The organism is Pseudoalteromonas sp. 4NS20-0020 (assembly GCF_057554385.1).
Genome location: NZ_BAAJMI010000008.1, coordinates 1 through 19,222 on the forward strand (window position 1 = coordinate 1; position 19,222 = coordinate 19,222).

General features: G+C 39.5%; 17 protein-coding genes. 8 read left to right on the forward strand and 9 right to left on the reverse strand.

The window, feature by feature from the left end; genetic code table 11:
* Window positions 1-98 precede the first annotated feature (98 nt).
* Window positions 99-626 carry a sugar O-acetyltransferase gene (locus tag AC27JL_RS17470; RefSeq protein WP_487196203.1) on the reverse strand — a complete coding sequence of 176 codons (528 nt, stop codon included), beginning with the start codon at window positions 624-626 and terminating at the stop codon, window positions 99-101.
* A gap of 174 nt (window positions 627-800) precedes the next feature.
* Between AC27JL_RS17470 and AC27JL_RS17475 the strand changes: the two genes are divergently transcribed.
* The 8 genes from AC27JL_RS17475 (at window position 801) to AC27JL_RS17510 (ending at window position 12,765) form a co-directional block, all read left to right on the forward strand.
* Window positions 801-4,223 (forward strand): FG-GAP-like repeat-containing protein, encoded by a 3,423-nt coding sequence (locus AC27JL_RS17475; RefSeq protein ID WP_487196204.1) that lies wholly within the window; start codon window positions 801-803, stop codon window positions 4,221-4,223.
* Between the two features lie 184 nt (window positions 4,224-4,407).
* Window positions 4,408-5,172 (forward strand): DeoR/GlpR family DNA-binding transcription regulator, encoded by a 765-nt coding sequence (locus AC27JL_RS17480; protein WP_243532145.1) that lies wholly within the window; start codon window positions 4,408-4,410, stop codon window positions 5,170-5,172.
* A gap of 46 nt (window positions 5,173-5,218) precedes the next feature.
* Entirely contained in the window at window positions 5,219-7,039 is a 1,821-nt protein-coding gene (glmS, locus tag AC27JL_RS17485) for a glutamine--fructose-6-phosphate transaminase (isomerizing) (protein WP_243532143.1), read from the forward strand.
* 112 nt (window positions 7,040-7,151) lie between these two features.
* Entirely contained in the window at window positions 7,152-8,342 is a 1,191-nt protein-coding gene (locus AC27JL_RS17490; protein WP_487196205.1) for an alpha/beta hydrolase-fold protein, read from the forward strand.
* Window positions 8,343-8,501: 159 nt separating this feature from the next.
* Window positions 8,502-9,809 carry a DEAD/DEAH box helicase gene (locus AC27JL_RS17495; RefSeq protein ID WP_487196206.1) on the forward strand — a complete coding sequence of 436 codons (1,308 nt, stop codon included), beginning with the start codon at window positions 8,502-8,504 and terminating at the stop codon, window positions 9,807-9,809.
* A gap of 344 nt (window positions 9,810-10,153) precedes the next feature.
* Window positions 10,154-11,002 carry a hypothetical protein gene (locus tag AC27JL_RS17500; protein ID WP_305400030.1) on the forward strand — a complete coding sequence of 283 codons (849 nt, stop codon included), beginning with the start codon at window positions 10,154-10,156 and terminating at the stop codon, window positions 11,000-11,002.
* 7 nt (window positions 11,003-11,009) lie between these two features.
* The gene (locus tag AC27JL_RS17505) at window positions 11,010-11,918 is read left to right on the forward strand and encodes an acyl-CoA desaturase (RefSeq protein ID WP_487196207.1); all 909 of its coding nucleotides are present in this window, start codon (window positions 11,010-11,012) and stop codon (window positions 11,916-11,918) included.
* On the forward strand, window positions 11,908-12,765 hold the full coding sequence (locus AC27JL_RS17510) for an alpha/beta hydrolase (RefSeq protein WP_487196208.1): 858 nt from the start codon (window positions 11,908-11,910) through the stop codon (window positions 12,763-12,765). The genes AC27JL_RS17505 and AC27JL_RS17510 overlap by 11 nt, the downstream gene beginning before the upstream one ends.
* A 168-nt stretch (window positions 12,766-12,933) precedes the next feature.
* Here the strand turns inward: AC27JL_RS17510 and AC27JL_RS17515 are convergent, their stop codons facing one another.
* The 8 genes from AC27JL_RS17515 to AC27JL_RS17550 form a co-directional block, all read right to left on the reverse strand.
* Complete coding sequence (locus tag AC27JL_RS17515) at window positions 12,934-13,836, reverse strand: homocysteine S-methyltransferase family protein (protein ID WP_277053826.1); 903 nt, start codon at window positions 13,834-13,836, stop codon at window positions 12,934-12,936.
* A 166-nt stretch (window positions 13,837-14,002) separates the two neighbouring features.
* The gene (locus tag AC27JL_RS17520; protein ID WP_006792550.1) at window positions 14,003-14,248 is read right to left on the reverse strand and encodes a DUF3297 family protein; all 246 of its coding nucleotides are present in this window, start codon (window positions 14,246-14,248) and stop codon (window positions 14,003-14,005) included.
* A 161-nt stretch (window positions 14,249-14,409) separates the two neighbouring features.
* Window positions 14,410-14,619 (reverse strand): cold-shock protein, encoded by a 210-nt coding sequence (locus AC27JL_RS17525; RefSeq protein WP_006792549.1) that lies wholly within the window; start codon window positions 14,617-14,619, stop codon window positions 14,410-14,412.
* Between the two features lie 187 nt (window positions 14,620-14,806).
* Entirely contained in the window at window positions 14,807-15,016 is a 210-nt protein-coding gene (locus tag AC27JL_RS17530) for a cold-shock protein (RefSeq protein ID WP_006792548.1), read from the reverse strand.
* A gap of 292 nt (window positions 15,017-15,308) precedes the next feature.
* Entirely contained in the window at window positions 15,309-16,313 is a 1,005-nt protein-coding gene (locus AC27JL_RS17535) for a YeiH family protein (protein ID WP_039038157.1), read from the reverse strand.
* Window positions 16,313-17,308, reverse strand: a complete 996-nt coding sequence (locus AC27JL_RS17540; protein ID WP_487196209.1) for a TauD/TfdA family dioxygenase — start codon at window positions 17,306-17,308, stop codon at window positions 16,313-16,315. The genes AC27JL_RS17535 and AC27JL_RS17540 overlap by 1 nt, the downstream gene beginning before the upstream one ends.
* A gap of 9 nt (window positions 17,309-17,317) precedes the next feature.
* Window positions 17,318-18,280 (reverse strand): aldo/keto reductase, encoded by a 963-nt coding sequence (locus AC27JL_RS17545; RefSeq protein ID WP_487196210.1) that lies wholly within the window; start codon window positions 18,278-18,280, stop codon window positions 17,318-17,320.
* Window positions 18,281-18,471: 191 nt separating this feature from the next.
* Entirely contained in the window at window positions 18,472-19,221 is a 750-nt protein-coding gene (locus tag AC27JL_RS17550; RefSeq protein ID WP_010557877.1) for a GntR family transcriptional regulator, read from the reverse strand.
* Window position 19,222 lies beyond the last annotated feature (1 nt).

Sequence of the window (19,222 nt, forward strand, 5' to 3'; positions counted from 1 at the left end):
GACGGGTTTTTTGCTTTCTGGGGTTTAAAACACCAAACCTTCAACACTCAGATCGGGCGAGCAAAGTGACACCTGACATCAAAAAACATCGATTATAATTATAGTGTTCTTATTTCACGAGCAGGGTTACCTGCAACAACAGTATCCGCCTCTACATTTTTAGTTACTACCGATCCCGCACCAATAACACTGTTATCGCCAATGGTAACGCCAGCTAACACGATAACTCCCGCGCCAATCCACACGTTATTACCTATTGAAATAGGAGCAGCAAAGTTTTCTTTATTGAGTCGCTGTGTAGGGTTAACCGCATGGGATACCGCTAGTAATTGAACATTGGGGCCTATTAAGCAGTCATCACCAATTGTTATCGCCCCCTCACTAATTGGAGCATCTAATACCGTACAGTTAATGTTTATGAAGCTACGATCACCAATAGTTATTTGATTACCATAATCGCAATGAAAACCCGATTCTATAATTACCCCTTCACCGCATTGAGCTAACAGCTCTTTAATGCGTTTTAAATTACCTTTACTTGGGCTTTTATTAAAGAGTCGGCATATTTCGCCAGTTTGCTTTCGTAGCGCTAATAGCGTTTTATCTAAGCTGTTAAATGACTGCATTTACTCTGTACTTCATTGTTTGTCCAAATGTTATAGGCATTATCGCATGCTTATATACCTTTACTAAGATGGTGTTGTAACTTTGTTGCTAATGAAGTCCTTGATCATAACTAGATTATATTACTACTTTATACAAGTTTATTAATGTAAAATTCACGTTACAAGGAGAGAGTGATGCAAAAAAATAAATTAGCCCAAGTATTTTGTTTAATAGTTCTTTTAACTGGTTGCGGGGGAGGCGGTGATGATAAAGGTCAAACGGTTAATAATGATTCAGGCTCTTCAGGAAAAACTGAATTCGTTAAGCCTGTTTATAATGGAAAATTATCTTTATTCGAAATAACACCCAATAATGTAACTGATTTAACTACTCGGTTTTCATATTTACTTGATAGTCTAAATTCAATAGTGTTTGGTGCGGATTACCAAAATTTATTTCTTCACGATCCAACTTTAAATAATCAAACTAATAATTCCGACTGTGTTACAGGCTCTTCTAACATAAAAGAGGAACAGGCTAATCAGCATTATATAATTACCTATAACAATTGTTCTGCCGCTGGATGGGTTTTCAATGGGCAATCTGATATTTATATTAAAAGAGCTAATGCTGAATTTGTTTTTGAGTATGGAATAGTACCGAATCTGACAATTAGTAACGAAGTACTTGGGGTTACCTATTCAACAGAAGGTTTTGCTATTGCTAGTAGCGATGATATAAATAGTGACAGTAGCGCTATTGTAAATATTCAATTTAAAAATGTAGATGAAAGTTCACATGATATTTTGTTTTCGGATGTAAGGCTTGATGCAATTTTAGATGCGACTCACGTTGGGTATGGTATTGGTTTTAACGGTGATATTTATTTTAGTGATTTAGGTAAACTTACGATAAAAACTAATGAGTTTTATCCAACGAATGATATATCTCTGCCTTCAATCATAGGAGCAAAATACAGCCTAATATCGCAAAATACTGCTAGTGTAGGTCTCAAAGCGAATGGTATTTCAACTATACATCTATCGAATCAATTTTTACCACTTCAGTTTTATTTAGCAGAGCTAGACGATGTTTATAAAAACACAGTTAATTCTGCTCCTAAGGCAAGTATTTTAGCCCCTGACTCAATTAAACGAAACTCTATAATTACACTTGATGCATCGCAGTCCAAAGACCCTGATTTAGAACCATTAGGTTATGAGTGGAAATTAACAGCTTTTCCTGAAAATGCTAGTTGGCAGATGAGCACAGGGAGTAAAATAGAATTTCTTGGAGATCTACCAGGTCTTTATCGTATTTCGTTAACAGTTGTAGACCCAAGTGGTGCAGAAAATACTACAGAGCATGAGTTCAAATTAGAAAAACTCCCAGCAGTTATTTCTGATATTACTGCATATGATGAAATTGAATTAGGTGAACACTATACAGCTATTATTAACTTATCTAATGATGAGTTCGATGGTCCTTTTGAGTACAAAATTGCTTATGGACCTAGTAATATCTCGATTTCAGAGCAAGGAGAGGTTGACTGGTTAAGCAACGCGCCTGACTTTGGTAGTAATTTAAAAGTAAGTTTTGCTGTTGATATTTCAAACTCTGATACGCAAACAAGAATTAAGCATCAAATCAACCTTCAATCACGTGGTGGTATAGATATTCGCTCAGTTGGGTATGTGGATAACTCAACATCCGGTGTAGCTTCAATTCAGCTTTTAAACAATAAAAGGGGTGTATTACGTAGTAATGATGATTATGTCTTAAGTCTCAGTGAGACAGGGTTGCTAGAATACAATAAATGGGTGCCCCCCTTAGCTTTTAATGTTGATCATGTAGGTGCATTTCTTAATCAGTCAGGGACGCAACTAAATTGGCTCAGTATTATGTACAACCAAGGGGCAGCTAAACATCAAATATTTTTAAGTAATGAGGACTCGAGTAGTTTGCTCATAGATGATGTTTCGGCTGACAATTATAATTCTTTGGTATTTGATTACAATGGAGATGGCATTGAGGATATTCTTCTTTCGGCAGGTCATTCGTATGATAGTTATCTTATTAATGGGAATGATTTTTCTATCACTAAGCTTATTGTAGCGCCGGACCTTTCACTTAATTATTCAAATAGCTTGATTCAAGTTTGTGATTTGAATAATGACGGCTTTAAAGAGTTAATTGATAGGGGAAGTATATTTGATGTCAAACAGAACAAATACCTTATAGAGCCTTTCTCTGAATATGAATTTAAGGCGTTTACTAGTGGTGATGATTGTCGTGTAACTAGGTATAAAGCTTCCGATCACTATAGTGAACTAATATGGTGGGAAGATGGTGAACTGCAGGTTAGTATTGAAAAGTTTGATACTAATTTCCATGATGGAATTTCAATCGGCCTTGAGGTAGATAGTCCATATAGTCATGTTTACTTTTCAAATTCAAAAGAGCTTTACTACTTTGATCAGCAGTGGGAACTGTTCTCTGTATCTATTGCTGAAAACCCCTTTGGCAGAGTAATAGGAGCCGTTGATTTTGATAATGATGGAATACAGTCTTTATTAGTAAGCAAAACAGATAGTTTAGAAGGAAGTTATTTATACGAAGAATATACGATGCAAAGCTTTAGCTATGAGAATGGGCGATGGCAGCTTGAGTATTCATCAGTGCCTCAAGGTCAACTTCCTAATCTTCATATAGTTGGTACTGTTGATGATACGGTTAGCATTTCAAATTTTGGCCGATTAGCTGAAATAACGCATAATAATGCATCTGTTACTTTCACTGGAGAGATGCTGTTAACGCAAGATAATGAAAATCAAATTGAGTATTCATTAACTCAAATTAACAACGAGACATTTATTGTTAAACGCAATATAGGTTCAACCAGTGTAATTTGGCAAACTAGCGTTTCAGAAGTGACTTTTTCTAATTCGTATGATTTTGCTTTTACAGAGTCCGAAACATACTTGAGTCTTAAAAGTGATATTAGATATTACACAATCGCTAAACAAACTGGTGAAGTCGTATCTAGAGCTTACTTTCCTTACTTGCCGTCGGAAGAGTTGTCGAAAGTAATAATAGGCTATTACGGTTTAGGTATAGCTTTTTACGAAAATCCAAGCTTATCGCCCATTTCAATTGACAGTAGTAATTGGCCTGTTCCTTTAGATTTCTTACAAGAATCAACAAGCCATGTAGCGCATGTACACGCTATTCAGCTAGATTCAGATCCTCAACTAGAGCTAATAATTGATTATCGTACTTTTAGTAGTTTCGATGAAGAAGGTGGTTTAATAGTATTAGATACGAAAACGAAAGCACTAGAAATTTTGGATGGGCAACAAACTAAGGGCTTTACAATTTACCACAAAGAGAAAATTCTTGATGAAGCTATAGGTGGCGTTTATGGCCGTAACTATCTGGCGCAGTACTCTATAGAAAAAACAATTAGCCTAGTGGATAAGTTATCAAATCAAGTTATTTGGGAGAGTCCACAAATCTCTAATAATTACCACGATGTACTAGTTGAAAAAGATGAGCGTGATGCTTGGAGTTTATATATTTTAGGTAGTGAGTTTTTAACATACCCATATTTGAACTAAAAAATAATAGCGTGCTCAGTAATCTAGTTTCTAGCTCATTGAGCAAGCTAGAATGTTTCACCACTTCTACATACTGTTAAATTTAAAAGCGCACATTGCGCTTTTTTTGCTCGTTCACTTGCCATTTAACTAGTTTCGTTTAGAATTACATATCTTTCGAAACGAAACTTAATTTACGAGCTTTATGACTAAACGAAACACACAGCAACGCCGTCATTTAATACTTACTCAGGTAAATGAGCTAGGTGAAGTGGCTGTTGAAAAGCTCGCTGAGCAGTTTCAAACATCTGAAGTAACCATTCGAAAGGATTTAACTGCGCTTGAAAAAAGCGGCTTGTTACTGCGCCGTTATGGTGGAGCTATTGCACTGCCTAAAGAAATCGTTACCGACGAAATAGACTCTAAACGCAAAGTAGCAATAGCTAAGGCTGCGGCAGCACTCATAAAAGATCATAACCGCATTATTATTGATAGCGGGCGCACTACGGCCGCTATGATCCCAGAGCTTGCAAATAAGCGAGGGTTAGTTGTAATGACCAACGCGATTAAAGTGGCGAGCCGTTTACTATCACTTGAAAACGAGCCAACACTTTTAATGACCGGTGGTACATGGGATCCACATTCTGAGTCGTTTCAGGGGCAAGTTGCCGAAAACGTATTATGCTCTTATGACTTTGATCAGCTATTTATTGGTGCAGATGGCATAGATGTAAAGCGCGGCACGACTACCTTTAATGAGTTAGTTGGCTTAAGCCAAGTTATGGCAAAGGCCGCCCGCGAAGTAATCGTTATGGTTGAATCAGATAAGATTGGCCGAAAAATACCAAATTTAGAATTACCGTGGAAAATAGTAACCACTTTAATAACCGATAGTGGCTTAGCAGATGATAAACGCAAAGCGATTGAGGCGTGTGGTGTAAAACTAATTTGTGCAGATATTATTGATTAGTAACTACAAAGTGAGTTACTAGAATTAAAAAATTAATGGAGACACTATGTGTGGAATAGTTGGGGCAGTTGCAGAACGTCCAGTAAACAAAATTTTAGTTGAAGGCCTAAAGCGTCTTGAATACCGTGGTTACGACTCAGCAGGCGTAGCATTGCTTGATGGCAACACACTTAATACTGTAAAAGCAGTCGGTAAAGTAGTTAACGTAGAAGCTGCACTTGAGAAAGCAGGCGTTAGCGGCCATACAGGTATTGCACACACTCGCTGGGCAACACACGGTAGCGTTACTGAAGAAAACGCTCACCCGCACGTATCAAACAACCAGCTAGCACTCGTGCATAACGGTATCATTGAAAACCACGCAAGCCTACGCGCATCGCTTAAAGAAGAAGGCTACGAGTTCCTATCTGAAACAGATACCGAAGTAATGGTGCACTTAATTCATAAGCTTCGTAAGCAACACACTACGTTACTTGCATCTGTTCAAGCAGCGGTTAAGCAATTTGAAGGTGCGTTTGGTACTGTTGTATTTGATAAAGCAAACGACAACGAAATCATCGTAGCGCGCTCAGGTAGCCCGCTTGTTATTGGTTTAGGCCTTGGCGAAAACTTTATTGCCTCTGATCAGTTAGCACTACTACCTGTTACTCGTAGTTTCATATTTTTAGAAGAAGGCGACGTAGCCCGCATTACACGTGACACTGTTGAAATTTTTGATGAAAATGGCGACGCTGTAGAGCGTGAAGTTATTGAATCAAATATCACGCAAGATGCGTCAGGCAAAGGCGACTACCGCCACTACATGCTAAAAGAAATTTACGAGCAACCACTTGCGGTACGCAATACCCTTGAAGGGCGTTTAAACGACGACCGCGTAGCAATTGACGCCTTTGGCGACAGCGCTCAGCAAATATTTAAAGATGTAAAACACGTACAAATTATTGCCTGTGGTACGTCATACCATTCAGGTATGGTTGCCCGTTACTGGCTTGAGCAATTTGCTGGCGTTAGCTGTAATGTTGAGATTGCCTCTGAGTTTAGATACCGCCAATCGTATGTACACGAAAACAGCCTACTTGTGACTATTTCACAATCGGGTGAAACAGCCGATACGCTAGCGGCATTACGCTTAGCTAAAGAGCAAGGTTACATGGCATCAATGACCATTTGTAACGTACCGGGTTCATCGCTTGTTCGCGAATCTGACCTTGCCTTTATGACTAAAGCCGGCGCTGAAATTGGTGTAGCTTCTACTAAAGCATTTACAACACAATTAGTTGGTTTGTTAATGCTTACTGCGTCTATAGCTCAAGAAAAACAGCTTGATCAAAGTGCCATTGTAAATGCTATAAAAGTACTTCCTGCTAAGCTTGAAGAAACATTACTGCTTGCTGATGGCATTGCAGATCTTGCAGAAGAATTTGCCGACAAACATCACTCACTGTTTTTAGGTCGTGGCTCGCAATACCCAATTGCAATGGAAGGTGCGCTTAAACTTAAAGAGATTTCGTACATTCACGCAGAAGCCTACGCAGCGGGCGAGCTAAAACATGGGCCACTTGCACTTATTGATGCTGACATGCCAATTATTGTTGTAGCACCAAACAATGAGCTATTAGAAAAGCTTAAATCAAACGTAGAAGAAGTACGCGCACGTGGCGGCATTATTTACGTATTCGCAGATAAAGATTCACACTTTGAGTCAGACGACACAATGCGTGTAATCAACGTAAACCACACTGACGACATTATTGCGCCAATTGTTTACACACTGCCATTACAGTTATTGTCGTACTACGTAGCGGTAATTAAAGGTACTGACGTTGACCAGCCACGTAACTTAGCTAAATCGGTTACGGTTGAGTAAAATCAATAAGTTATTGTTTGTTAGTTAAAACTAAAAAGGCGCTCAATGCGCCTTTTTTTGTACCTCAAAGCCTGTTAGATTAAATAACACACTATTTTATAAAGGATTAGTAATGCGTTTATTAGCCGTTATTTGTTTTGTTAGCTTTTTTGCTTTTAGTTCACAAAATGCCTTTGCACAATCTGGCACTAAACAGCAAAGTGTAGATTACTCTCAGTTCATGCACTCTATTAAATCGGCTGTTTTAAACGAAGAGCGTACTGTTGTAGTCCAGCTACCAAAGAACTACCAAGCTAACCCAAACAAAGTTTATCCGGTCATTTATCGCCTTGATGGCGCGGGTAACATACCGCTTATAAGTGCTGTGATGGAGCGCTTGCAAAATGATAATCGTGCGCCCGAGGTTATTATTGTCGCTATTGAAAACACCAATCGCTTAAGGGATTTATACCCCACAGTTAATAAAGAGCCACAAGGCCCGGTAGGTGAAGGCGGTGGTGCAGCAAAGTTTTTAGCATTCATTGAGCAAGAACTTATGCCCTTAATTAATAAAAGTTATCGTACGCACAATTATAATGTGATTGCAGGGGCCTCTGCGGCAGGCGTGTTTGCACTTTATACAATGCAAGCTAACCCAGATCTTTTCCAAGCGCATATTGCCTATAGCCCAGCGGTTTGGTGGAACTATGGTGCATCGGTAAAAGCAACTAAGGCGTTTATTAATACATCAAAAGACCTAAATAACTATGTTTACATTAATATAGGCGAAGAAGCAGGCATAATGCGTGAGCGATACAATGAACTTCAGCAAGCTTTGCAATCTAATAGCTTGCCAAATTTACGCTTCTTTAGTGATGCGTTTGATGGTATCTCGCATAACCTGACTTCGGTTGCTGGTTCATTTAATGCCTATCACAACTTATTTTTGCCTAAACAAATGCCCATAAGTGCTTTAACTGACGATGTAACCTCTATTGATACTTATTATCAAAGCTTATCTCAACAATGGGGCGAGCAGATTGCGCCATCGGATCGCGCTGTTAGATCACTCGGTTATAACTTAACGGGCAGCAAGCAATTTATCCGTGCTATTGAAGTGTTTAAGTACAATATAAAAAACCACCCAAAGTCAGTCGATGCGTTTTCAGCCTTATCTTATGGCTATGAAATGCAAGGCGATACTCGCCAAGCGCTTGAACAGATGGAATTTGCTTTAACGATAGCAGACGACTCATATCCATATATACATTACTTAAAAGAAACAAAAGCTAGATTACTAACGCAGCTAAGTAAAACGCAATAATGTAAAAGGATAAAGCGCAGGGAGAGCCTGCGCTTACAGTTACCCTTACAACACGTAGCTGTTACCTATGAGAACATTTAAATCACTAATCCCTACTTAATAAGCGCTAAATACGCTAAAATTACAGGCTACTTTTTTAGCAATAAGCCCGTAATATTCATGACCTCAGCAACAAGCCCTAGCACCTTTAACGATCTTGGCCTTATTCCAGAGCTACAAGCTCGTTTAACCGATTTGGAATATACCCAACCTACGCCAATTCAAGCTAAGGCTATACCTAGTGTGCTTGCGGGAAGTGACTTAATTGCGGGGGCAAATACTGGCTCAGGTAAAACAGCGACATTTGCATTACCAATGCTGCAAACCCTATTTTTAGAGCAAGGCGCTAAAAAAGCAGCGAGCAAAGGTAACTTTGTCACTGGGCTTATTTTGGTACCTACCCGTGAGCTTGCAACGCAGGTGGCCGATAGCGTTAAATCGTATTCTGCTAACTTTAATGGCGCCATTAAAACGGTGGCGGTATTTGGTGGTGTATCGGTTAATACACAAATGCAGGCTCTACGTGGCGGCGCCGATATTATCGTGGCAACACCTGGCCGTTTACTCGATTTAATCTCAAGCAATGCGATTAAGCTCGATAAAGTAACGACCTTAGTGCTTGATGAAGCCGACCGCATGCTAAGCCTTGGCTTTACCGAAGAACTTGCTGAGTTATTAGCGTTAATGCCTGCTAAAAAACAAACAATGTTGTTTTCAGCAACCTTCCCAGAGCAAGTCACTCTATTAACGCAAGAGCTGTTAACTAACCCTGTTGAAATACAAGTTCAAAGTAAAGACGAAAGCACCTTAGTACAGCGCGTATTTACGATTAATAAAGGCGAAAAAACTACGGTTTTAGCGCATTTAATTAAAGAGCATAAATGGCGCCAAGCGCTTATTTTTGTAAACGCTAAAAAAGACTGTGAGCACTTAGCAGGTAAGCTTGAAAAGCGTGGTATTAACGCACAGGTATTTCATGGTGATAAAGGCCAAAGTGAGCGTACTCGCGTAATTGAAAAATTTAAAGCGGGCGAAATCGAAGTACTTATAGCTACCGATATAGCAGCCCGTGGTTTAGATATTGCCAAACTGCCTGTTGTTATTAACTTTAACTTACCGCGTAGCCCCGCCGATTACATGCACCGTATTGGCCGAAGCGGCCGTGCTGGCGAAGTTGGCTTAGCGTTATCGTTAATTGATTATGAAGACTTTCATCACTTTAAAATAATAGAAAAGAAAAACAAACTTCGCTTAGAGCGTGAAGAAGTAACGGGTTTTGCAGTTAACCAAGCAAACCTTGATGCAGCACAAGCACTTAAAAACGAAAAGCCAATGGCAAAGCCAGCAGGCACAGGTAAGAAAAAGAAGAAAAACAAAGTTAACCCAGAAGATGATGCATGGAGTGGTTGGCGAAACCGTTCTAAGTAAGGTTTTATAGTAATTGCTTATAATTATCAGCATATTATATTTTTAAAAAGGCGCATTTGCGTCTTTTTTATTGTCTTTAATTTCTTGCTTTAACTGTGTATTTAGGTTTTTATAGGTTGCAAGTCACATTAAGTAGAGGCTTTTTGGAAATATAAAAATGGCATATGGATCATGTTTATTTGGTATAAAACCAATTATTACGTATTCATAGCAAATTAAAATATGCAGGGTATGTAATGGTCAAAACACAGAAAAATAAAGCTCCTAGTCATATAAGTAAACGGCGCAGAAATATTTCAATCCTACTATTGATAGGTGTTTGTTCGCTGCTAATTCGTGCACTAATGTCTTATAACTTTGACCGAACCGCTTTGCTCTATGTTGGCGTCCCTTTTTTTGTATCCGTTGCTTTACTATACATAGTTAAAAAACCTGAAAAACCAAGCTTAAATAGGTATTACGGACACTTAGTCTTGTGGTCGCTAATCGTTATGCTTGGCACGTCGGTTGTTTTGTTTGAAGGCTTTGTATGTGTGATCATGTTTATGCCAATTTACTTTGGCATATTATTTCTCATGTACTTATTTCAGCTTCTATCTTGCTATTTAAAGAGTAGAAACAAAGGGTCATATTACGCTCATATCTTACCTGTCGTTATTTTTTTAAGCGCATTTGAAGGTGTAGTGCCAAGTACAAGCTTTGAAAGAGAATATTCAATAACTAAAAATATAGTTATCAGCGCCACCCCAGAAGAAATAAAAAATAAGCTTATTGAGCCAATGCATTTAAATATAGAGCGTAATTGGCTGTTAAGTTTATTCCCTATGCCCAACAATATAGATGCAGGTACATTATCAGCAGGAGATGTACATAATATTGATTTTACTTATCATCGTTGGTTTGTAACAAATACCCACAAAGGGCATATGAAACTTGAGTTAACTCAAGTTGAAGATGACTATATTCGTACCACCTTTTTAGAAGATACAAGCTACATAAGTAATTATCTAAAGCTAAAAGGGACTGAAATCCGGTTTATAAAAGTAGATAATGAAAATACAAAAGTGATGCTGACTATTTATTATTATCGATTTTTAGATCCTGCTTGGTATTTTGGTCCACTTCAAAAATATGCTATTGGGCAAACCGCAGATATGCTCTTAAGTGAATTATTTATTCCTGAAACAACTTAGGGCTGCAATGTATACTAATGAAAGAATTATAACTAATGAGCAAAGTAATGCTAGCGTCGGGGATGTAGTTTTATCTCCAATTAAAGTGTTATGGGTTGGTAGCATGCTATTTACTGCCGTTTTAGGTGGGTGGTATACATTTTCATTCAGTGCGCTGCTGGTATTTATTGCAACGACGAGCATCATTTTATGTTTAGGGCACTCATTGGGTATGCATCGCAGGCTTATACATAAAAGCTATCAATGCCCTCTTTGGCTTGAATACCTCTTTGTACACTTGGGGGTCGTTGTGGGTTTAGCTGGACCAATTGGTATGATTAAAACCCATGATATGCGTGACTGGGCGCAGCGCCAACCTGAGTGTCATGATTACTTTGGCCATAAGCAACCTATGTGGAAAGACTTTTGTTGGCAACTCTTTTACGATATTAGATTAAATAATTCACCTACATTTAATATAGAAACTAAGGTAATAGAAAGTCGAGTGTATAGTTGGATGGATAAAACGTGGATGTTACAACAGCTCCCTTTAGCGTTTTTACTATTGTTGTTAGGAGGTATATCTTGGGTTATTTGGGGTATATGCGTGAGAGTAAGCATATCAATCATAGGCCATTGGCTGATAGGTTATTTGGCCCATAATATTGGTCAAAGGCATTGGCATGTAAACCAAGCGTGTATTCAAGGTTATAATGTCCCTTTTGCTGCGTTGCTAACAATGGGGGAAAGTTATCATAATAACCACCACGCATTTCCTGGTTCAGCTAATTTTGCATTAGAAAAAGGTCAATTAGATGTTGGTTGGCTAGTACTTAAAAAGCTAGAAAAGCTAGGTTTAGTTTGGGACTTAATCCAACTCGAAAATCTCCCTGTGCGAAGCAAATTAAAAAGAATCGATTCCCAATATGAAAACTAATTCCTTTTTAAAGTTGTTATTATTACTTGGTGTATTAACTTGTTTTAAATTAAGTGCAAATACGCCTTACGAAATTCCTAGAAGTAGCGTTATTCAGCTAACAGAACCTTCTAGTAAGCGTGTTTACCCTGTTTTTATTCAACTCCCTAAGTCATATAAAAATAAGCCAGGTAAAACATATCCAGTTATTTATTTAACCGATGCGCCGTATACCTTTCCTATAGTGGCAGGGGCTACACGGTTTCCTATGAATAGCGGCAAAATGCAGCAAGCAATTATTGTCGCCATTGGTTATGAAAAAGGGTCTATTGGATCTGCCAGTCGAATTAGAGACTACACACCTACCTTTGCAAAGGATTGGAAAAAACAAACAGGTAATGCGCAAGGGAACATTAAGTTTATTAAAAACACCGTTTTCCCTTATATTGAGCAAAACTACCGAGCAAGTCACACACAAAAAATCTACATAGGTAACTCGCTAGGCGGCTTATTTGGTGCCACTGTTTTATTTACAGAACCCGATTTATTTAGCCATTATATTATTGGTAGCCCGTCTGTTTGGTTTGATAGCAACGCAATCTTAGCGCTACAAGCAAATAAACCTAAAGTGCCTACAAAGGTTTATATATCGGTGGGAGCAAAGGAAATCCCAGCTTTTGGTGAAGGGCAAAATATGGTTGAGGGTGCCAAGCTATTGGTACAAAAAATTAATGCACTTAACAGTAACAACATACAATTAAAAAGTGTTGTTATTGAAGGGGCGAGCCATGCAACCGCATTTCCTACTACTGCAATACAAGGGCTTGATTGGGTGCTGGGAATAACACCGATCGACTCAAATATTTAATCATTCTAGCGTGCTAAATAGAGCGCTAACAGCGTTATGAATTTCTCATGTAGAACAACTACATGTCGATATTTATGCATTGTTATCACGCTATTTATCTGTCGCTATAAATGCCTAATAACTTAACACGATTGGTGCAGCCAATAAGCCCTAAAGGGCACTAAAAGCTTAAGCGCTTTCAAGTTCCTGTTTCCAGTTTACCAGCACTTCAATAAACTCTGGGCCTATACCACAGCAACCCCCAATAACAGTTGCACCCAGAGCGTGCCACTTCTTTGCAAAGCCTAGGTATTCTGAAGGTGAAATATCACGATACGCTTGCGAGCCTTGATTGGCTTGGTAGTCGTGGGCAATAGGCGTAAAGCCGTTTGCAAAGGCGCCCAAAGCCACGGTCTTATTAAGCTTCGACAATACCTTATTAGTATCTATTAAGGCTTGTTCTATTACTTCAGGGATCGAGCAATTAAATAAAATACCTGCAACATTGTGATCAAGCAGTTCAGTTACGGCGTCAGTTACAAATTCGCCTGAGCGCAGGGTTGCTAGTTCGCTAACTTCATCATTTAAGGTAAATGCGTAATAGCATGGTTTGTTTGAATTTTTAAGTACGCTTGCCATTACTTGTGCTTCTTCAATGCTAGAAATAGTTTCGCCAATCCATAAATCTACATACTCGTTTTGTGCTTCATAAAGTGTATTTAAAATAGTAAAACCACGCTTACGTTCAAATAGCTCCGGGCGGTAAGAGCCAAATACCGGAGGAAGCGAACCTGCTACCAGTATATTTTTATTTGCACTTTGAGCCGTTTTTTTTGCAATGATTGCAGCTTGGTTAGCAAGCTCGGCACCCTGTGCATCATAAAGCGCTTCGCCTAAATGAAACGGTACACAGGCGTAACTATTTACAGTAATTACTTCAGCGCCAGCATCTATAAACCCAGAGTGTGCTTGAGTAACAAAGTGTGGCGCTTCTATAAGTGCCTGTGCACTCCAAAGAGGTTGAGTAAACGGAGCACCAATGCGTTTGAGTTCGCGGCCCATGCCACCATCTAAAATAATTACTTTTTTCATAATAAGCTTCCGCTGTTCTATACAATATGACGTCATTCAAGCATGTTTTGCTTAAAAATATAGTGAAACTTCATCAGGTTTAACATGAAAATAGCTCAATACTTTTTAATAGACACAAAAAAAGCGACTGCCTAGAGGAGTCGCTTACTTTTAAATAAGGATTAGCTTATTTGTAAAACGCTTCTACCTTGCCTTTTACTTTCATAAGCAATGGCTGACCGCGGCGATCTAACGCTTTAGGTGCTGCTACTTTAATCCAACCTTCGCTAATGCTGTATTCTTCAACGTCAAAACGTTCTTTGCCATTTAGTGTAATACCAATTTCATGTTCAAACACTTCTTCTACATAAAATTTGCTGCGCGGATTAATAGAAAGTTGATCTGGTAATTCAGGTTTGTTTGTATCAGTCATAATAGGGATCTGCATAGAATATATTGTGCGCTATTGTAGGCAATACAGGAGTTATGCTCAAGCAAGACTGAAATAAATGTTTGAAGGGGTTTTACTAATACTTATAAGAGGTAATTAAGGGGGTAATAAATGCGTTAAAAAACGCATTTATTTAAAACATGTTAAATGCTAACAATGTTCTCAGCTTGTGGGCCTTTTTGACCTTGAGTAACAGTAAACTGTACACGTTGGCCTTCAGCAAGGGTTTTAAAGCCGTCGCCAGAGATTGCGCTAAAATGTGCAAACACATCAGGGCCAGACTCTTGCTCGATAAAACCAAAACCTTTTGCTTCGTTAAACCATTTTACTGAACCAGTAGTTGTAGTAGACATAATATGTATCCTAAAAAATTAATATAAGTGTGCCTGAAAAGAGGCGATTGAGCCGGAAAAAATAGTTAACTTGAGGATAACGCGCAGGATTATTACTAAAACAACGGGGTACTAACAAATAAAACAAAACTTCTTTCAAACTAGTATTCAAAATGGGTTATTGCTAACCCATTTAATTGTTTAGCAATTAGATGCTAACAATGTTCTCAGCCTGTGGGCCTTTTTGACCTTGAGTAACAGTAAACTGCACACGTTGGCCTTCAGCAAGGGTTTTAAAACCGTCGCCAGAGATTGCGCTGAAATGTGCAAACACATCAGGGCCAGACTCTTGCTCGATAAAACCAAAACCTTTTGCTTCATTAAAAAATTTAACTGTACCAGTTGTTGTATTAGACATAATAGATCCTAAAAATAAATAAAAGTGTGCCCTAAATAGGCAATTTAACAGGAAGAAAACGTGCATTTAACTGAGGATAACGCGAAGGATTATTACTAATATCAACGAGGTACTTACAAATAAACTGGGTTTTCATCAACCCGATGCCGAGCAGGATAACAGCATGTTTGATAATACACCAAGCTTTATTGTCATTTTATTTTTTAGCCTTAGAAAGAATTAAATTAAAAAGCCGTGTTTAACATGGTGTATATTGATCTTGAAATTTACGGCTTAAACCTTTTTTATTCAGTTAGTTAAAGAATATAAAGCCCAGTATTAATAACGCTATCCACACAGTTTCAGCCACAATTAAAATAATGGGTTTTATGCCCACTTCGGTAAGCTTTCCCAAGTTAGTTTTCATGCCAATGGCGGCAATAGCTGTAATTAAAAAGAACTTTGACAGTTCATTAGCGCTTTCGAGTAATACGCTTGGCAGCGAAAAACAGCTGTTAATTACCATTAAAATAACAAAACCAATTAAAAAGCCAGGTACCTTAGGTAAGTCGCTTTTATTGCTTTGATTGGAGCGATTAATTATAACCATCATTATAAGTACAACAGGCAGTAACATAGCTACACGTACAAGTTTGGTGAGTGTGGCAATGTCGCCGGTTTCTGGCGATACGGAATAGCCCGCGCCCACAACTTGGGCTACATCATGTATGGTACCACCTAAAAATACCCCTGCGTTATGGGCATCAAATTCTAGGTAATTAACAATGATTGGATAGAGAATCATTGCAATGGTCGACATAGCTGTTACGCCAATAACAGTAAGTAACGTATCGCGCTCTTTGTGTTCGCTGTTGGGCATAATCGACGAAATAGCCAATGCTGCCGATGCACCGCAAATAGCCACAGACCCACCAGTTAAAGCTCCAAAGCGCTTTTGTAAGCCAAATACGCGCGCAAGTATTACCCCTAAAATAATGGTGGTGAATATAGCACCAGCAAGCATAAGTGCAGTTTGCCAGCCCAGTGTAATTAAGTCGCCTAAAGCAATACGTGTACCCAAAAGTACAATGCCGACTCGCAAAATAGTGGAGCCGGTAAAGTCGATCCCTTTTGCGCAAGGGCTGTCACTTTGATACAAAAACGATACCGCCATACCGAGCAATAAAGCAAATAACATAGCGGGTGCGCCGTAATGTTCACTTAAAAATAAGGCTGCAAGCCCAGTCATTGCTGCAATACTTGCACCTTGCCAAAGTGGCGATACATACGCTTTTAATGCATTACTTACTCGCCGCATTAGGCGTTAGCTGCGGTTAATGCAACAAGTACTTGGCGCTTTCGCTCACCAGTAAATGGACGACGCCCGTGCATAGCCATTTCGTTATCAACCAGTGCTACATCGCCATCTTGCCAGGCTAAATCAAAGGTAAACTCTTTTGAAAGCGCAACAATTTTATCAAGTCCCGTTTTAGGAATAGCACTGCCATCGCCAAAAGTAATGGCAACCGATGGGTTTTCTCGTACGCCCTTCCAACCCATGTAAGCGGCAATAAGCTGGTTGTAAAAAACTTGTACGCCGTTTTCAAGGGTAACTACCGCAGGTAAAACCGGGGTAATTGCTTTTAAAGAGCCATCGTCTAGCCACTCCCACTCATAACCTAGCTCGGTAAGTTTACTGTGCGCTTCTTCTTTATTTTGTACGCTGAGCGTGCTTTTCCAACTGCGGCCTTGGCCCGATGTTGCATCGTCGGCTGCAGGCATGTAAGTGGTGTACTTTAAGCCTTTTTGTTCAAAGTCATCGGCTAATTGGCTATCAAATTGCTTTAAAGCGCTAAATAATTTATCTGAGCGGCAAAGCGGTGTTGCGCCGCCTTCCTCTGCTGCCGATTTACAAAAAAAGAATAATTTACTTGGCGAAATAGGCGTTTGAGCCATTTCGTGGTGTAAGTATATTTCTACATCTTTTGGCGCTTCGTTAGCGGTAAATACACGCTCGGTAAAGTTAATACGTACCGCGTTAGATAGCGACTCTTGGTAAGTAAAGTTATCGTAATCAAACCCTGCTGAAAACGTATCAAAGGTTTCAGCGCTATTAATCGGAAAGCCACGAAACAGTACAGCACCAGCGCTGCGCAGTTTGGTTTCTAGTTCGGGTTTATTTGCTCGAATGAAAGCCACCGCCTCTTCAACGGTGCTGGCGTTATTATTATTAACCACAATGCACGGAAAAACCGAGTCATCAAAGGTTAATTGAGTAGGCACTGCGGCGTAGTTAAGTTCGGTAGCTGACATTGTATTTTCCTAATCGTAAATAGGGTGAAAACGGTTAAACGCTGCTTCACAAAAGTGACCAGGGTCGTTAAAGCGGCGGTTAATATTAAGTGCAGAAATATCGGCCATTTCTTGCTCATTGAGTTCAAAATCAAACAGCGATAGATTTTCTGTCATGCGTTCAAGTTTTGATGTTTTAGGGATGATGGCTGTTCCGCGTTGCACGCCCCAGCGCAGCACAACTTGTGCTGGTGTTTTACCATGGTTTTGCGCCGCAGCTTTCACTACGCTTTGCTCAAGCACAGACTCTGTTTGATCGGCCATTTCAAGCTCTAGGTACGAAAGCGCGCCCAGTGGAGAAAATGCAGTAACCGGAATGTCGTATTGTTTTGCCAACCTTATAAGGCGCTCTTGCGTTAAATAAGGGTGCGATTCAATTTGCAGCATAGCGGGTTTAACGGTGGCGTAGGTCATTAAATCGTGGAGTAATGCGCTTGAGTAATTACATACACCAATGCGTTTTGCTTTGTTGTTATGTACTTGCTCTTCCATTGCTTGCCACGTTAAATGTAGTGGTACTTTTGCCAACTCCATGTGTGGGTTTTGGGCATCTGGGTCTACAAACCACTCTGACGGGTAGCGTGTCTCGATTGGTACAAAGGTTTGCGCAATCGGAAAGTGAATTAAGTATAGGTCGAGGTAGTCGAGCTTTAAATCGCTGAGTGTTTTATCAATCGCAAGCTCTACATGCTCGGGCGCATGAAAGGTATTCCAAAGTTTTGACGTTATCCATAGCTCTTCTCGGGTGCACAGGCCGTCGTTAATTGCTTGGGCTATGCCATCGCCAACCTGTTCTTCATTACCGTAGTCTGCGGCACAATCAAGATGGCGGTAACCCGCTTTAATGGCTTGATACACCGTTTGCGCGCAATCTTCTTGTGCTACTTTCCATAAACCGAACCCGACTGGCGGGATGTTATTTAATGAACTCATTGGGAATTCCTGTTAAAATTGCATAATGACTTTGGTCTTGTATAAGACATAAGTTATTATACGAATCTAACAGTGTCAACACTGTGCGCACCGCTAGGTGTTAAAACAGCGAATTAAAAAAGCTGCAGATAGCAAAAAGGCAGCGATTGCTGCTTTTAAAAAATTTTTATTTGTGAGTGGCTTTACATCTGTTAATCAAGCTCAATTTGGTAATGGTAATGATCGCTTCGGCACTTGCTTTGGCGGTATTCAATACGTTTACCTTCAATTGATTCGGTAATGCGTGACACTAATAACAGTGGATCGCCAGTTTTAATTGCGAGCATTTTTGCATCAGTTTCGTCGGCTAATACCGCTTTTATGCTGTCTTGGGTTTTGTGCACGGTTTGATTAAATTTGGTTTGGTAGTAGTGGTACAATGTATGCGGAATATCACTACTTTGATGTATATCAGGAAAGTAGCTTTGTGGAAGGTATATAGTTTCGCTCATACAAAATTCGTTATCAAGAATACGCCTACGCACAAGCTTAGTTACTTTGTCTTTTTTATTAAGTTGTAAGGCATCGATAACATCGTGTGGTGCGGGGCATAGCTCAACCGATAACAGCTCTGCCTTGGGTAAGTCTGCACCTTTACCATCGGCCTGAAGCGGGAAAAATCTAAACAGTGCGTCTTGCGCGGTATGCTCAGATACAAACGTACCTACACCTTGTCGGCGAGTGACTATTTTATCGTCGGTTAGTAAGTTAAGGGCTTTACGAACAGTGCCTTGGCTTACATTAAATTCTTCAGCAAGGCGAAACTCGCTAGGTAATGCTTCGCCAGGTACCCAGCGTCTTTCAACAATGAGCTGTTTAATATAATCAGCCACTTGTAAGTAAAGTGGTTGAAAAGCCAAGCTTGGGCCACTTAATTTGTGATCAAACATAGAGTTACTCATT

Bases quoted from the DNA above. Each gene is read 5' to 3' on its own strand.
- AC27JL_RS17510 (WP_487196208.1), top strand. From the start codon at position 11,908: ATGAAAACTAATTCCTTTTTAAAGTTGTTATTATTACTTGGTGTATTA.
- AC27JL_RS17480 (WP_243532145.1), top strand. From the start codon at position 4,408: ATGACTAAACGAAACACACAGCAACGCCGTCATTTAATACTTACTCAG.
- AC27JL_RS17545 (WP_487196210.1), bottom strand. From the start codon at position 18,280: ATGAGTTCATTAAATAACATCCCGCCAGTCGGGTTCGGTTTATGGAAA.
- AC27JL_RS17530 (WP_006792548.1), bottom strand. From the start codon at position 15,016: ATGTCTAATACAACAACTGGTACAGTTAAATTTTTTAATGAAGCAAAA.
- AC27JL_RS17475 (WP_487196204.1), top strand. From the start codon at position 801: ATGCAAAAAAATAAATTAGCCCAAGTATTTTGTTTAATAGTTCTTTTA.
- AC27JL_RS17525 (WP_006792549.1), bottom strand. From the start codon at position 14,619: ATGTCTACTACAACTACTGGTTCAGTAAAATGGTTTAACGAAGCAAAA.
- AC27JL_RS17500 (WP_305400030.1), top strand. From the start codon at position 10,154: ATGTCTTATAACTTTGACCGAACCGCTTTGCTCTATGTTGGCGTCCCT.
- AC27JL_RS17490 (WP_487196205.1), top strand. From the start codon at position 7,152: ATGCGTTTATTAGCCGTTATTTGTTTTGTTAGCTTTTTTGCTTTTAGT.
- AC27JL_RS17535 (WP_039038157.1), bottom strand. From the start codon at position 16,313: ATGCGGCGAGTAAGTAATGCATTAAAAGCGTATGTATCGCCACTTTGG.
- glmS (WP_243532143.1), top strand. From the start codon at position 5,219: ATGTGTGGAATAGTTGGGGCAGTTGCAGAACGTCCAGTAAACAAAATT.
- AC27JL_RS17540 (WP_487196209.1), bottom strand. From the start codon at position 17,308: ATGTCAGCTACCGAACTTAACTACGCCGCAGTGCCTACTCAATTAACC.
- AC27JL_RS17550 (WP_010557877.1), bottom strand. From the start codon at position 19,221: ATGAGTAACTCTATGTTTGATCACAAATTAAGTGGCCCAAGCTTGGCT.
- AC27JL_RS17520 (WP_006792550.1), bottom strand. From the start codon at position 14,248: ATGACTGATACAAACAAACCTGAATTACCAGATCAACTTTCTATTAAT.
- AC27JL_RS17515 (WP_277053826.1), bottom strand. From the start codon at position 13,836: ATGAAAAAAGTAATTATTTTAGATGGTGGCATGGGCCGCGAACTCAAA.
- AC27JL_RS17495 (WP_487196206.1), top strand. From the start codon at position 8,502: ATGACCTCAGCAACAAGCCCTAGCACCTTTAACGATCTTGGCCTTATT.
- AC27JL_RS17505 (WP_487196207.1), top strand. From the start codon at position 11,010: ATGTATACTAATGAAAGAATTATAACTAATGAGCAAAGTAATGCTAGC.
- AC27JL_RS17470 (WP_487196203.1), bottom strand. From the start codon at position 626: ATGCAGTCATTTAACAGCTTAGATAAAACGCTATTAGCGCTACGAAAG.